At 69.8% G+C, this 14,542-nt stretch carries 13 protein-coding genes; 2 read left to right on the forward strand and 11 right to left on the reverse strand.

What is annotated here, in order from left to right:
• Positions 1 to 96 precede the first annotated feature (96 nt).
• From LCN96_RS35815 to LCN96_RS35860, 10 genes are all read right to left on the reverse strand, one after another.
• Complete coding sequence (locus LCN96_RS35815) at positions 97 to 1,695, reverse strand: ABC-F family ATP-binding cassette domain-containing protein (protein WP_225266856.1); 1,599 nt, start codon at positions 1,693 to 1,695, stop codon at positions 97 to 99.
• A gap of 111 nt (positions 1,696 to 1,806) precedes the next feature.
• Positions 1,807 to 4,383, reverse strand: a complete 2,577-nt coding sequence (locus LCN96_RS35820) for an exo-rhamnogalacturonan lyase family protein (protein WP_225266857.1) — start codon at positions 4,381 to 4,383, stop codon at positions 1,807 to 1,809.
• A complete protein-coding gene (locus LCN96_RS35825; RefSeq protein ID WP_225266858.1) occupies positions 4,380 to 5,003 on the reverse strand; it encodes a rhamnogalacturonan acetylesterase in 624 nt (207 codons plus the stop codon). Before LCN96_RS35825 ends, LCN96_RS35820 begins: the two co-directional genes overlap by 4 nt.
• Positions 5,000 to 5,914 (reverse strand): carbohydrate ABC transporter permease, encoded by a 915-nt coding sequence (locus LCN96_RS35830; RefSeq protein WP_225266859.1) that lies wholly within the window; start codon positions 5,912 to 5,914, stop codon positions 5,000 to 5,002. Before LCN96_RS35830 ends, LCN96_RS35825 begins: the two co-directional genes overlap by 4 nt.
• A 12-nt stretch (positions 5,915 to 5,926) precedes the next feature.
• Positions 5,927 to 6,904: an ABC transporter permease gene (locus LCN96_RS35835; protein ID WP_225266860.1), complete on the reverse strand. Its 978-nt coding sequence runs from the start codon at positions 6,902 to 6,904 to the stop codon at positions 5,927 to 5,929.
• Between the two features lie 62 nt (positions 6,905 to 6,966).
• The gene (locus LCN96_RS35840; protein ID WP_225266861.1) at positions 6,967 to 8,403 is read right to left on the reverse strand and encodes an extracellular solute-binding protein; all 1,437 of its coding nucleotides are present in this window, start codon (positions 8,401 to 8,403) and stop codon (positions 6,967 to 6,969) included.
• Between the two features lie 119 nt (positions 8,404 to 8,522).
• Positions 8,523 to 9,152 (reverse strand): YesL family protein, encoded by a 630-nt coding sequence (locus tag LCN96_RS35845; RefSeq protein ID WP_225266862.1) that lies wholly within the window; start codon positions 9,150 to 9,152, stop codon positions 8,523 to 8,525.
• A 123-nt stretch (positions 9,153 to 9,275) separates the two neighbouring features.
• Complete coding sequence (locus tag LCN96_RS35850) at positions 9,276 to 9,932, reverse strand: DUF1961 family protein (protein ID WP_225266863.1); 657 nt, start codon at positions 9,930 to 9,932, stop codon at positions 9,276 to 9,278.
• Positions 9,933 to 10,005: 73 nt separating this feature from the next.
• A complete protein-coding gene (locus tag LCN96_RS35855) occupies positions 10,006 to 11,025 on the reverse strand; it encodes a LacI family DNA-binding transcriptional regulator (protein WP_225266864.1) in 1,020 nt (339 codons plus the stop codon).
• 160 nt (positions 11,026 to 11,185) lie between these two features.
• Positions 11,186 to 11,764: a TetR/AcrR family transcriptional regulator gene (locus LCN96_RS35860; protein WP_225266865.1), complete on the reverse strand. Its 579-nt coding sequence runs from the start codon at positions 11,762 to 11,764 to the stop codon at positions 11,186 to 11,188.
• A gap of 88 nt (positions 11,765 to 11,852) precedes the next feature.
• Here LCN96_RS35860 and LCN96_RS35865 point away from each other — a divergent pair, with 88 nt between their 5' ends.
• A complete protein-coding gene (locus LCN96_RS35865; protein ID WP_225266866.1) occupies positions 11,853 to 12,671 on the forward strand; it encodes an NAD(P)H-binding protein in 819 nt (272 codons plus the stop codon).
• Between the two features lie 57 nt (positions 12,672 to 12,728).
• Here the strand turns inward: LCN96_RS35865 and LCN96_RS35870 are convergent, their stop codons facing one another.
• Entirely contained in the window at positions 12,729 to 13,382 is a 654-nt protein-coding gene (locus tag LCN96_RS35870) for an acVLRF1 family peptidyl-tRNA hydrolase (RefSeq protein WP_225266867.1), read from the reverse strand.
• Positions 13,383 to 13,470: 88 nt separating this feature from the next.
• Between LCN96_RS35870 and LCN96_RS35875 the strand changes: the two genes are divergently transcribed.
• Positions 13,471 to 14,526 carry an EAL domain-containing protein gene (locus LCN96_RS35875; RefSeq protein ID WP_225266868.1) on the forward strand — a complete coding sequence of 352 codons (1,056 nt, stop codon included), beginning with the start codon at positions 13,471 to 13,473 and terminating at the stop codon, positions 14,524 to 14,526.
• Positions 14,527 to 14,542: the final 16 nt, after the last annotated feature.

Genomic DNA, 14,542 nt, shown 5'->3' on the forward strand with positions numbered 1-14,542 from the left:
CCGGACTTCCGCAGCGTTACTCCGCCATGATCAGTCATTTCAGCGGGATCGGCTACCTACTCCACGGGAAAAGATCCGTACCCACTCAAATTAAGATCAGGCAAGTGCCACAAGATCGGAAAATTCGTCGCTCCACGCGTCTTCAGTTCCGTCAGGTAGCAAGATCACCCTATCCGGTGACAGGGCGTCAACGGCACCCTCGTCATGTGTGACTAGGACGATTGCTCCTGAATACGACCTCAGAGCGTTGAGAACCTGCTCGCGGCTGACCGGATCGAGGTTGTTCGTGGGCTCGTCGAGAAGCAGGACATTGGCGCTCGACAGGACCAGGATCGCCAGCGCCAGCCGGGTCTTCTCGCCACCCGACAGAACACCGGCGGGCTTGTCGACGTCGTCGCCCGTGAACAGGAAGGAGCCGAGCACCTTGCGCAACTCGGTGTCGGTGAATTCGCCGCCCGCCGAGCGCATGTTCTCCAGCAGGGTGCGGCCGGGGTCGAGGGTCTCGTGCTCCTGGGCGTAGTAGCCGATCTTGAGCCCGTGGCCCGGCTTGATCAGGCCCGTGTCGGGCTGCTCGATGCCGCCGAGAATGCGCAGCAGAGTGGTCTTGCCGGCGCCGTTCAGCCCCAGGATGACGACCCGGTGACCTCGGTCGATGGCCACGTTGACGTCGGTGAAGACCTCCAGCGACCCGTACGACTTGGACAATTCCTCGGCCGTGAGCGGGGTGCGCCCGCAGGGCTGCGGCTCGGGGAAGCGCAGCCGCGCCACCTTGTCGCTCTGCCGCTCCTCCTCGGTGCCGGCCAGCAGGCGGTGCGCCCGGCGCATCATGTCCTGGGCGGCCTTGGCCTTGGTGGCCTTGGCGCGCATCTTGTCGGCCTGCGCCAGCAGCGCGCCGGCCTGTTTCTCGGCGTTGGCGCGCTCGCGCTTCCTGCGCTTCTCGTCGGTCTCGCGCTGGGCCAGGTAGGCCTTCCAGCCGACGTTGTAGTGATCGATCACCGCCCGGTTGGCGTCCAGGTGCAGCACCTTGTTGACTGTCGCTTCAAGAAGACCGACGTCGTGGCTGATGATCACCAAGCCACCTTGATGACTCCGCAAAAAATCACGAAGCCACCCGATTGAGTCCGCATCTAGGTGGTTTGTGGGCTCGTCAAGAAGGAGAGTTTCCGCCCCGCTGAAAAGAATTCGTGCCAATTCCACGCGCCTGCGCTGGCCTCCGGAAAGCGTTTGCAAGGGCTGTCCCAGCACCCGGTCGGGCAGGCCCAGGCTGGAGGCGATGGAGGCGGCCTCCGACTCCGCGGCGTAGCCGCCCAGCACGTGCATCTGATCCTCGAGCCGCCCGTAGCGCCTGACGGCCTTCTCCCTGGTGCGGTCGTCGGCGGAGGACATGCCGAGCTCGGCCTCACGCAGCTTGCGGATGACCTCGTCGAGCCCGCGCGCGGACAGGATGCGGTCGCGCGCCAGCACCTGCAGGTCGCCGGTGCGCGGGTCCTGCGGCAGGTAGCCGACGCTGCCGGTGGTGCTGACGGTGCCGGCGGCGGGTATGCCCTCACCCGCCAGCACCTTGGTCAGCGTCGTCTTGCCCGCGCCGTTGCGGCCGACGAGGCCGATCTTGTCACCGGGATTGACCCGGAACGTGGCCTTCTCTATGAGCAGGCGCGCGCCCGCGCGCAGCTCGATGTCATTTGCGATGATCATGGTGACCGGACACTCCCGAGCTAGGAAACGAGGATGGGGCGTGCGCCGCCGGTCAATCGGGAGTATGCATACCGATCAGTGTAGGGCTCCTGGCGGGAGCCCCACCTCTGCTCAGCCCTTCGTCAGGTGTTCGCCGATCAGCACCAGGTTGTGAATGGCGGCCAGGCCGTACTGCGCGGCGCTGTTGGTGCTGACGAACGGCGCCTCGTGCACCGGGTGCGGCACCTCGGGCCCGTCCACCAGCGTCAGCTCCCACTTCTCCTGGTGCTGCAACGGATTGCGGTTGAGCTGGTCGCCCTCGCCGAGGCGGAACTTGCGCCATGCCCACGCGGCCAGCTCGGCGTCCCCGGTGCGCGCCGCCGCGTACGCCGTGAGCCGGCTGTGCGCCTGGATCAGCGAGATGCCGCTCAGCCGCCGCCCCACCTCGGCCTCCTGCTGCTCGGGCGGCGCCAGGTAGAGCCGGCAGTACTCCAGCCACGCCTGCTCGAACCCGGGCACGCCCAGGTCGAGCGCGATCAGCTCCGCGCACATCTCCGGCAGCCCGAACAGCGACGACAGGTGCGAGATCGAGATCTGATCACGGGAGGTGTCGAAGCGGCCGGTCTCCAGATCCAGGCGGCCCTCCCCGGTCAGGAAGCGGCGCGGCATCGCACCGATGTCGGCCATCGTGCCGAGCAGCCGGTCCCTGGCCCGCTCGTCGCCGTGCCGCTCCCACCTGGTCAGCCAGGCCGCCGCCAGCGAGCCCCAGTCGGTGCCGAGCCCGACCGACAGCGCCGACGGGTCGGGCGTGTAGACGTCCTCGCGGACCTTGCGCAGCGGGTCGATCGCCAGGAACGTCTCCTCCGGCACGCTCAGCTCGTCCATCAGGTCGCCGGTGCGCTCGTCGGCGGTCAGGTAGTAGTAGAAGCGCCGGTAGGCGGCGTTGGAGATGCGCAGCTGCTTGCAGCTGCAGCCCCAGTGCTGCACGTTGTGGCGGCTGCCCAGGCCCTTCCACCTGCCCAGGTGGTAGACGTCCACCTCGCCGGTGTGGCGGGTCATGGCCTCGGCGAAGCGGAAGACGTCGGCGCGGCCGGTGCGCAGGAACTGCAGCCACAGCCACAGGTCGGGCGACAGCTCGGAGTTGTCCCAGGCGTAGCCGCCGACGTCGTAGCGCCAGGTGTGCCGGTCGCCGTCGTAGGTGTGCATGACGTCGCCGTAGTCCCAGAACCCGTACCAGCGGCGCTGCTCGCGCTCGCGCACGTACAGGTCGAAGAGGAAGTCGAGGCGGTCCTCGATCTCGGCGTGCGCGGGCGTGGAGCGGTCGGGCAGGCCCCAGACGCCGAACACGCCCGCCTCGCGCACCCGCTCGGGGCTCGCGACCAGCAGCCCCGGCGCGTCCATCGCGGCGGCGTGCGCGGCCAGCTCGGACGCGGCCGGCGTGGCGTCGTGGACGCGCAGGCTCAGCTCGTGCGTACGCGCGATGCCGCGCGGATCGCCGAACCCGGGCTCGTAGTCCTCATAGGTGATCTCCAGTCCTTCGAGCTGCTCCTCAAAGGTGTCCTGGCCCATGCCGTCGTGGTAGAAGCGCAGGTCCATGGCCGGGGCGGACGGCGACCACAGCCAGACGGTGGCGGTGGCGACGTCGGTGGCCGCGTTCCTGATGTCGAGGCGGGTCGGGTGCAGCCGCCAGAAGTCGCGCAGCCCGAAGCCGAGCCCGCCGCTGGCGCCGCCGACGTAGCCGTAGCCGGTGGAGCGGCCGCCGGCCGGGATCGTCACCCAGGCGTGGCCGTCCCCGGTGCGCTTGCGCAGGGTGTAGCCGTCGGCGGAGGTCTGGTCGAGGGTGTAGTCGTTCCAGGCGGGGATGAGGTGCAGCCGGCTCGCGACCTCGGGATCCAGCTCGCCGGCCGGTCGGCCCTCGACCTGGGCGCGGCGGGCGGCCTCGCCGGGGTCGCGGCGCAGGCCGGTCAGCCCGCGCACGGCCTCGGTGAGGAACCCGTCGCTGCCGGCCAGGCGGATGTGCCGGTCGTGCGGGTCGTCCCGCATGATCACGTCGGCGCGCAGGCCGAGCCCGGCCAGGAAGTCGCGCTCGGGGTCGCCGTCCCAGACGAAGGTGTGCAGGACCCGCACGTGCTCGGCCCCGGCGTAGAAGTACAGGCGCACGGTGAACGGCAGCCAGCCGCCGTGCCTGCCCTCCAGCCTGACGACGGCGCGCACGGGCCCGTCCTGCTCGACCGTGACGCTCTCGACGACGCCGTCCGCCTGCTCGCGGGCGACGTGACCGCCCTCGTCGGGGCTGGGCTCGGCCTGGCGCAGGCTGATCAGGCGCACGTTCGTGGCGATCTCGCGGCTCCCGCGCGAGATCGACCGGGCCACCAGGCCGCCGCCGATCCGCCAGGTGACCACGCCGGTGCTGACGACCAGGTCGCGGCCCTCGCGGGCGAGGGTGACGGCGGTGCCGGGAGCGGCGGGCTCGCCGCCGGGCTCGATCCGGTACGTCCCGGACGGCTGCCCGGCGCCGATGGCGTGCGCCGTCCACTTGACGGAGCCGTCCGGCCACGTGGCGGTCACCCAGCTCTGCACCGGCACCTCGCGGCCGTCGCCGCCGGTCAGCGCGAACGGCGTGCCGCGCCCGACCGTGCCGCGTGGCCACGGGACTCCCCAGGTCACCCCCTGCTCTCCCGGTCGGTCCAGCCAGCGCAGCTCGGTCATGCGATCTCCTTCAGTCGCTCGGCGACGATGGCGGCCACCTCGTCGGCGCCGCGGAAGCAGAAGTGGGTGTCGTCGGCCACGCCGTCCGGATGGAGCGGGTGCGTGCCCGGCGGGAAGTGGGTGAACAGGGCTTTCGAGCCCTCGGGGCCGAGGCGTTCGTACAGCTCGGTGGTGGCTCGCGTGAGGTCGATCAGCGGTACGCGCTCGGCGGCGGCCAGCTCGCGCACCCGGTCGGGATAGTCGCCGTGGGTGGGCACCAGCCGCGCGCCCGCGAACCTGCGCCGCTGCACGGGTGTGCACAGCACGGCCAGCGCGCCCGCCCCGCGCGCCTCCTCGACGAAGGCGCGCAGGTTCTCCCGGTACGGCAGCTCAGGCTCCTTCTGGTCGTTGTGCCCGAACTGGATCACCACCACGTCACCGGGCACGACCTCGCGCAGCAGCGCCGCCCACAGCCCCTCGGCGCGGTGGCTGGCCGTGGTGGCGCCGCCCTTGGCGAGGTTGCGCACCGGGCCGCCGACGTACGATCCGAGCTGCGCCCCCCACCCGGACATCGGCGCCTCGAAGGCCGGGCAGGAGGCGACCGTGGAGTCCCCCGCCAGCAGCACGGTGCGCGGGTTCACTCCTTGACGCCCCCGATCAGCACGCCCTTGGCGAAGTGCTTCTGCAGGAACGGGTAGAAGAACAGGATCGGCAGCGTCGCGATCACGATGATCGCGAACTTCACGCCCTGCTCCGGCGGCACCCAGGTGCGGTCCATCTGCGACAGGGCGGCCGCGGGGTCGGTGGCCACGAGCTGGCGCACGAGGATCTGCAGCGTCCACTTGTCCGGATCGGTGATGTACAGCAGCGGCGACATGTAGTCGTTCCAGATCGCCACCGCGTAGAACAGCGAGAACGTCGCGATGATCGGCTTCGACAGCGGCAGGACGATCTTGAAGAAGACGCCCATCTCGTTGCAGCCGTCGATCCTGGCCGCCTCCTCCAGCGCCTGCGGCAGCTCCTGGAAGAAGCTCTTGACGATGATCAGGTAGAACGGGTTGATCGCCAGCGGCAGGATCAGCGCCCAGTAGCTGTCGAGCATTCCCAGGTCGCGCACCACCAGGTAGGTGGGGATCATGCCGCCGGAGAAGACCATCGTGAAGATGACCAGGTTCAGCACCAGCGTGCGCCCCGGCAGGTACCGCTTGGCCAGCGGGTAGGCCATGGTGAAGGTCAGCATGACCTGCACCACCATGCCGACCGCCGTCACGATGACGGTCGTGAGCAGGGAGCGGATGAAGGTCGGGGTGGCGAAGATGTACTCGTACGCCTCGGTGACGATCTTCTCCGGCCACAGGAAGAACGGCCTGGAGGCGATCTCGGGCTCGGTGGCGAACGACGCGGCCAGCACGTAGATCAGCGGCAGCACCGTGATCAGCGCCAGGCCGACGAGCGCGACGACGTTGAGCACGTCGAAGACGCGGCTGCCGACGGAGTTGTTGTGGTTGACCGCGGCCTGCTTGCCGGGCTCGGTCTCAGTCATAGTGGTCATGCCGGGGCCCCTTCAGAACAGTCCCCGCTGGCCCATGCGCTTGGCCAGCCAGTTGGAGCCGAAGATCAGGATGACGCCGGCCACGCCCTTGAACAGGCCGACCGCGGTGGAGTAGCTGAAGTTCCCGTTCTGGACGCCGGCGTAGTAGACGTAGGTGTCGAACACCTCGGCGACCTCGCGGTTGAGCGAGGTGGTCATCAGCCAGATCTGCTCGAAACCGGAGTCCAGCAGGTTCCCGGAGGCGAGGATGGCCATGACGACGACCGTCGGCCGGATCGCGGGCAGCGTGACGTGCCAGAGCTGGCGGAAGCGGCTGGCGCCGTCCATGCGGGCGGCCTCGTACAGGTTGGGGTCCACGCCGGCCAGCGCGGCCAGGTAGATGATCGTGCCCCAGCCCGTCATCTTCCACAGCTGCTGCAGGATGACGATCTCGCGGAACCACTGCTCCTGCGCCATGTAGTCGACCTTGTTGGTGTCACCCAGCAGGTCGCGCATCCAGGCGGCGATGACCCCGAAGTCGGCCGCGAACAGCACGTACGTCAGCGCCGCGACGATGGTCCACGACAGGAAGTGCGGGATGTAGATGAGCGACTGGATCGAGCGCTTGAGGATGTTGACCCGCAGCTCGTTCAGCATCAGCGCGACGATGACCGGCGCGGTGAAGACGAACATGATGTGCAGCGCCGCCAGGATCAGCGTGTTGGCCAGCAGCCGGGCGAAGTCCGGCCCGGAGAAGAGCTGCTCGAAGTGCTTGAGGCCGACCCAGGGGCTGCCCGAGTACCCGAGGAAGGGCAGGTAGTCCTGGAACGCGATCGTCACGCCGTACATCGGCAGGTACTTGAAGATCACGAAGTAGGCGACGCCCGGCAGGAGCATCAGGTAGAGCCAGCGATAACGCAGGACCGCGGTGCCGAGCGGCACCTTGTCGGCCCTTTTCGGCTTCTTCGCCTTGGGCGCCGCCTTCGGAGGCGTCGCCAGGTCGGTGGCCACAGCGGCCTCCTTTCGATGTGAGGGGCCCGGCGGGAGCCGGGCCCCTCACGCGGGGGGTCGTCCTACTTGGGGAGCTTGGCGAGCAGGTCGTTGATCTCGGTGACGATCTGGGTGCCGCCGCCGTCGTACCACTTCTGGATCTCGGCCTTCAGGCCCGCCTCGTCGATCGCGCCCGAGAGGAACTTGACCCGCGCGTCACCGATGATCTTGTCGATCTGCGGGCCCTTCTCGACCTGGGTGGGAGCCACGACAGGCAGCGCGACGTTGTGCACCGCCGTCTTGAGGTCCTCCTCGACCAGCTTCTTCTGCTTGTCGATGATGTCCCGGTACGGCTGGAACGGCGGGATGCGCTGGTAGGCGATGCCGCCGATGTCCATCGTGCCCTTGGTGCTGAGCTGGGTGAACGCGTCGTCCACGTTGTCCTGGACGGTCCTGACGGCGGGGTCGTCCACGTTGATCAGCGTGGCGGTGTCACCGTTGTCGACCTTGAAGTTGCGGCCCTCGATGCCGTTCTGCAGCAGGACCTGGCCCTCCTTGGTGGCCAGCTTGTCCAGCGTCTTCAGCACGTTGTCCAGCTCGGCCTCGGTCCGCACGCTCTGCTTGGAGATGGCCAGGGCGTCGGCGTAGCCGCTGAAGGGATAGGAGAACTTCTTGCCGTCCGAGCGCGCCAGGTTGCCGACCATGGTGACCTTGTCACCGTAGTTCTTGTCGCCGTTCTCCCTGAACAGGTCGAGGACCTGGCGGGAGCGGATGTTGACGTCGATGATCATGCCGCCGCGGCCGTGGAAGAACGGCTCGTTCCACTTGGCGGTGTCGAGGGTGGCGAAGTCGGGGTTGACCAGGCCCTCGTCGACCATCTTCTTGAGGAACTTGTTGGCTTCGATGAACTCCGGCGTGGAGAAGCCGGGCACGACCTTGCCGTCACGCTCGCCCCAGCCGGTCGGGGCGCCGAACCAGGTCTCCACCACGTCGTACGGGCTGGCGCTGGCGTAGGAGCTGGACGGCCACTTCGGGATGATGAGGCCGTAGGTGTCCTTCTTGCCGTTGCCGTCCGGGTCCTTCTCGGTGAAGGCCTTGGCGACCTCGTAGAACTCGTCGATCGTCGTCGGCTCCTTGAGGCCGACCTTCTCCAGCCAGTCCTTGCGGATCACGATCGCCGAGCGCAGCAGGGGCCGCATGCGGTACAGACCGTAGGTCTTGCCGTTGATCGAGGCGTTGAGCGCGGTCCGCTCGTCCGCCGGCTTCAGGTTCGGGTACTTGTCCAGCTTGTCGGTCAGGTCCCAGAACGCCCCGGCCTGCGCGGACTTCACGAACGCCGGCATCTTCGGGTCCACGACCACGACCTGCGGGATGCTGTCCGAGGCCAGCGTGACGTTCATCTTCTCGGTGTACTCGGCGTTCGGGACCCAGGTGACCTTGATCTTCTTGCCGAGGAACTTCTCGATGGCCTGCTGCAGCTCACCGGTGGGCTCGGGCGCGGTGCCGAACAGCTTCGCCATGAACGTGATGGTGTTCGGATCGGCCTCGGACGAGCCGCCCCCGCCCGCGCAGGCCGTGGCGGTGAGAGCAGCCGTTAGCGTTAACACACCGGCAAGGAGCCGCCGGCGACGGGATGCGCTCATGAGTTCCCTTTCGAAAGCAGACTCGCCTCGTTCTCCTGGAAGAAGCGCTGGCAGAGCCACGTGTTCAGATAGATCCACGCGCCGAAGCTGATCAGCGGCGCCAGGATGGGCAGCGCCGAGGTCGCGAAGGCGATGGCCGAGAGCGCTAGCAGCAAGATCACGGACGAGGCCGGACGCAGCAGCGCTAGCTGCGCCGCCTTGGACCAGTAGGCCCACAGCGGCAGGTCGTAGTGCGCGTAGAGCGGCCCTACATGGGCCCCCACACCCGCCAGCACGAGGAGTGCCACGAAGCTCGCGATCCGCGCGAATCCGTGGTCGGGCCCCAGAGCGGAGAGATAGAGGTAGTTGCCGACCAGCACGACGGCGACCAGCACCGCCGGCAGGACCAGCAACGAGGCCCGGACGAACTCCCGTCGGTAGACGGTCCAGAATTCGCGCCAGACCTGAAACGTTTCATTCCGGGCATGCCTCCGAGCCAGGGTGTAGGCGGCTACGGTGGCGGGCCCGAGCCCGAGAATCACGCCTCCCGCGAGGGTGAACGCGAGCCAGGCCAGATTCAGGCGGGCCGCCCAGATGACCTCTGAGCAGGCAGCTTGAATCCTGATCGACATGGCGGGATGGTTCATCCGGCACCACCTTCTCGTGGCATGTGCACGGATACGGGGGTGGAGTATTGCACCGTGGTTCCTGCCCAGTTACAAGCGAGTGAACGGCGGTTGGTGCGAAATTAGTGTTGAATCGACTCAAAGTCAATGACGAGATACGCGGAGATTTGCGTACTCTCCGATGAGCGGAGCCATCTGCCGGAACCCGATCTTGCCTCCTGCCAGGGCGGGACCGCCGATCGACCCGTCGTCCTCCCAGCGGAACGAGACCAAATCGTTGATTGAGAACGTCACGGCCCCCGCCTCGACGTCGATCCTGATCGCGTAGGGGCCGTCGGCGTCCAGCACGGCCGGCAACGGGTCCGGGCCCTGGGCGACCAGGTGGAAGCCATGGCTCTTGCGCAGGTTGCAGGTGTGCAGGGCCCGCTCCGAAGGCCACATGCGGCGGAAGTAGGAGACGTGGTAGGCGTCGAGGTCGCCGTGGTGGTACTGCTCGTAGGGCCCGTCACGCGGCGCCAGGGCCGGGTCGAACAGATCCTCGCCGGATCTGCCCCGGGCGTGGAAGAACATGATCGCCAGCCCCGGCTCCCTGATCGGCCGGAACTCCCATTCGATGCGGACGTCCTGGGGAAAGTCCTCGGGACACCACAGCACGAGGTTGGCCGCCTGGCCGTCGGACGGCGGCCTGCGACTTTCCAGCCTGAGCCGGCCCTGGGGGAACGACATGGCGCCGTCCCCCTCCATGCGGAACCCGGCCAGGTCCTGGGGGGTGGACAGGGGATTGTCGTAGAGAACTGTCATGGTGGTGCTCCCTTGGGCAGGGCAAACGTTTGAACGGCCGGCAGCCGTCGCCGTGGCGGCGGGACTCCCCCGCTCAGGCGTCGCGGCGCAGCGCGCTCGACTCCCGGATCACCAGGTCGGGCTGGAAGATGACCTGGCGGTGCCGGTGTTGCTCGGGGTCGGCCACCTCTTCCAGCAGCAGGTCGATCGCCGTGCGTCCCAGCAACTCCCTGGGCTGCCTGACAGAGGACAGCGGCACGGCCGCCGCGGCGGCGAAGTCGATGTCGTCGTAGCCGATGATCGCCAGATCCTCCGGCACCCGGAGCCCGTGCGAGGCCATGGCCTGTAAGAACCCGAGCGCCATCATGTCGTTGGCGCAGAAGGCGGCGGTCGGCCGCTCGCCCGGAGGCAGCGCCGCCACCCGCTCCCCGATGGCCCGCCCCTCGGCCACGGTGAGCGTGGGCGCGCTGGCGGTGAGCAGCTCGACGGCGCCGTCGGCGGCGGCGACGGCGCTGGTCACGCCCGCGTGCCGGTCGGCCACCTGTTTGATGGACATCGGCCCGCCGGCGAACATGATCCGCCGGTGCCCGCGTTCGATGAGGTGCGCGCCGGCGATCTGCCCGCCGAGCCGGTCGTCGACGGCGACCGAGCACTGCAGCCCGGTCGCGGGGCTGTCGACCAGCACGACCGGAGTGCCGCGGGCGATCAGCTCCTCCACCCACGGGCTCTCCGTCTCCACCGGGGTGATCAGTATGCCCATCACCCGCTGCTGTTCGAGCTGGTCGAGGTGGCGGCGCTCGCGGCCGGTGTCGCCGGCGCTGTTGCAGAGCACCACCATCGAGTCGTGGTCGTCGGCCACGGACTCCGCACCCTGGGCCACGTCCACGAAGAACGGGTTGGACACGTCGAGCACGACGAGCCCGACCGTCCTGCTGCGGCCCACCCGCAGGTGGCGGGCCACCTCGTTGCGGACGAAACCGAGTTTCTTGATCGCTTCGAAGACGCGTTCGCGTGTGGCGGGGGACACGATCTCCGGGCGGTTGAGCACATTGCTCACCGTCCCCACTGAGACGCGCGCCAGCTGCGCGACCTCCTTGATGTTCCTGGTCGCCATCGATCCTCACGAGGCCGTGCTGCTGAAAGAACGGAATCCGGACGGGAAAAGCGCAGGATCCGCTGCGTACGGCGAACCGCCGACCGCGGTTCACCGTGAACTTCGGCTCATCATAGCGGCATTCAAGATTGTTTTGAATCGTCTCAAAGACTCGGGGTGGTCACGCTCCGCTCGGCGTGGCGGCGCCGGACTTCATGCCGTCGAGCATCAGCCGCAGATACCGCCCCGGATCGGCGGCCACCGGCGCGGGAAGCTGCTCCGGGTGGCAGGTGAAGACGTTCAGCAGGTGGATGAGGTCCGCCACGCCGACGTCGGGCCGCATCGAGCCCTCGGCCTGGGCCCGCCGGACGAGCCGGTCGAACTGCTCCACCCAGCCCGCCCGCACCCGCGCGAACTCCTCCCGGTCCACGATCGCCTCCTCGGGCAGCACGGCCAGCGCGGTGGACAGCGCGGCGCGGCCCGGCTCGGCGGCCCAGGAGACGAAGCCCCAGATGGCGCTCCAGGCGTCGGCGGAGCTGCCGGCGGCGGTGTCGAGCGCCTGCGCCATCGTGTGGATGTAGTGGTCGCCGACGGCCGCGATCAGCGCGTCGCGGTCGGGGAAGCGCCGGTAGAGCGTGCCGATGCCGACGCCGGCGCGCTTGGCGATGGCCTCCATGGGGGCGTTGACGCCACGCTCGGCGACGACCGCCGCGGCCGCCTCGACGATCTTGCCCAGGTTCCGCCTGGCATCCGCACGCACCCGCGACCTCCAAGTGGACGATCCGATTCCGCTTAGTGTACCGTCCAGGCAACCGGAATCTGAGATTCCACTTAGCGGGGAGGTCCCCATGATCGTGATCACCGGTGCGACCGGCAACATCGGCCGCTCGCTCGTCCGGCGGCTGCACGGCCACGACCCGCTCGCCGTCGTCCGCCGTCCCATCGAGGACCTCGGCGGCCCGTACACGCTGGCCGACTTCGAGCAGCCCCGGACGATCGGCGGCCTGCTCTCCCCCGGCGACCGCCTCTTCCTCAACAGCGGGCTCTGGCCCGGCGTCGTCGAGGCGCACCGCGCCGTCATCGACCTGGCCGCCGAGGCCGGGGTCGCGCAGATCGTCGCGGTGTCGGTGCGCGACGCCGCGCCCGGCGCCCCGCTCGGCATGGGCATGCACGGCGAGATCGACGAGCACCTCAGGAAGTCCGGCGTCCCGTACGCGATCCTCCAGCCCACCGGCTTCATGCAGACCCTGCCGCGCGACGTGCGCGACGGCACCCTGTACGGCGCCTACGGCCCGGCCCCGGTCAACTACATCGACACCCGCGACCTCGCCGACGTGGCCGCGGCCCTGCTCACCGCCCCGGTGGGCCCCGGCCGTGAGTACCTGCTGACCGGCCCCGAGTCCCTGTCGCACGAGGCGATCGCCGCCGAGATCACCGGGGCACTCGGCCGCGAGGTCCGGTACGTGAACCTGTCGGTCGCCGAGATGGCCGCCCACCTGGAACGCCAGGGCGTCCCGGAGCCGTTCGCCGGCGAGCTGGCCCGGCTCCAGGCCCGGACCGGCGACGGGAGCTGGGCGCCGGTCACGACGGTGGTGCGGGAGCTGACGGGCCACGCGCCCCGCTCCTGGCAGGACTTCCTCGCCGGCCATCGGGACGCGTTCGCCTAGCGGGCGCCCAAGGCGGCGGGCTCCCACGACTGGCGGGCCCCCAAGGCTGGCGGGCTCCTACGGGTCGACGATCCGCACGCGTACCGCCCGGAACAGCGCGGGCGTGTCGCGCAGCACCGCCAGCCGGGGGTCGGGCACCACCAGGAAGGGCTCGCTCTCCAGCGCCAGCAGCGGCGCCAGCCGCCGGTCGGCGCGCAGGGCGTCCATCGCCCTGCGGTCGCCACCGAGCACCACCCCGTCCAGGTCTCCCAAGTACGGCGTGAGCACCCGCACCGCCGTCCCCACCGCGTCGTCGAGCGCCTGGGCCGCCTGGTTCCTGCGCCGCCTGGCGAAGCGCTGCTGCGACCACCCGCCGGCCGCCGTGCGCCCCTGCACCAGCCGCGAGCCCACCTTGGACGCCACCAGCGCGTCACCGTGGAAGACCCCGGCCGCGTACCCGCCGAGCCGCACCAGGAACACCCCGACCCGCCGCTCGCGCCCCGCGTGCGCGACGAACCGGCTCACGTGCGGCGGCCCCGGCGGCGTCATGGGCGGGAACGGCACGTGCAGCTCGGCCACCGCGCCGTCACCGGCCACCAGCCGCACGGCCCGCTCGTCGCCGCTCGCCGTGAAGGGCCCGTGGCGGGCGGCGAACCCGTCGATCCACGGATGCAGGCGCTCCGGCGGCACGGTGACCCACCGGCCGCCGCCCTTGGCCGGACGAGCGCTCATGCCCCGCAGGCTAGCGGACCCCCGCAGCCCCCACTCACGCGGGAACCTAAGCGGAAATGTCGGTTAATTCTGTTTCGCGGGGCTTCTGGTGCGGCTGCGACTGGAGCACGATCTGTACGTGTCCTCCCTGCTCACGAGTCCCCTGGTGGATCTCGACACCGGGGCCGTCATCGCGCACCCCGCCATCGTGGACGGCACCGGAGCCCTCCGGGCCGCACCGCTGCCCATGGTGCTCGAACTGCCGGTCCGGGTGGTGCTGCCGGGCGCGGGCTCGCTGGCGCCCCTGCACGAGGCGCTGCGAAGGGCGGGCAGGCATCCCCGTGAGGCGATCCTGCTGCTCACCGGACCCTGCCACGAGCAGGACAGGCCGCTGCTCAAGGTGGGGCTCGACGGCCTGCGCACGATCGGCTACCTGATCGGGTTCGCCGACGTGGGCACCGCGGGCGCGGCCCTGGACCTGATCACCGACTCCTCCCCTTACCTGCTGGCCCTGGACCCCGAGGTGGTCTCGCGCATCCCCGGCGACCACCGGGCGACCGCGGTGGCGCGGGCCGTGGTGACGCTGGCGCGCGGCATCGGCGCGCACGTCATGGCGCCGGGCGTGGAGCGCGAGCCGCAGGTGGCGACCGTACGCGGGCTCGGCGTGCGCCTGGCGCACGGGCCGCTGCTGGCGCCCGGCCCCGACGGCAAGATCCGGGTGCCGCTGCCGCTGGCCGACGAGTCCCCCGGCACGATCATGCTCGGCCCGCGCGTGCAGGAGCTGCTGCTGCCGGCCGTGACGCTGCCGGCGGAGGCCAAGGCCGAGGAGGCCGTGGCGGCGTTCGGGCACGAGCCGACGATCACCAGCGTGATCCTGGTGGACGAGTTCCAGCGGCCCAAGGGCAGCCTGGACCGCAGCCGGTTCCTGCTGTCGTTCGCGGCCCGCTACGGCCACGCGCTGCACGGCGCCAAGCCGGCGCAGCGGCTGGCCGACCCGCCCCGCACGGTGCCGCGCACCACCCCGGCCATCGCCGCCATGCAGGCGGCCGGCCGGGACGCGACCCGGGTCTACGACGACCTGGTGGTCACCGACGAGCTGAACCGCTGCCTGGGCATCGTCCGCGTCTCCGATCTGATCAGGCAGGTGTCCGCGATCCGCGCCTGACCCATGCGGGTAGGAA

Origin of the sequence: Nonomuraea gerenzanensis, from assembly GCF_020215645.1 — a bacterium.
Lineage (GTDB): Bacteria > Actinomycetota > Actinomycetes > Streptosporangiales > Streptosporangiaceae > Nonomuraea > Nonomuraea gerenzanensis.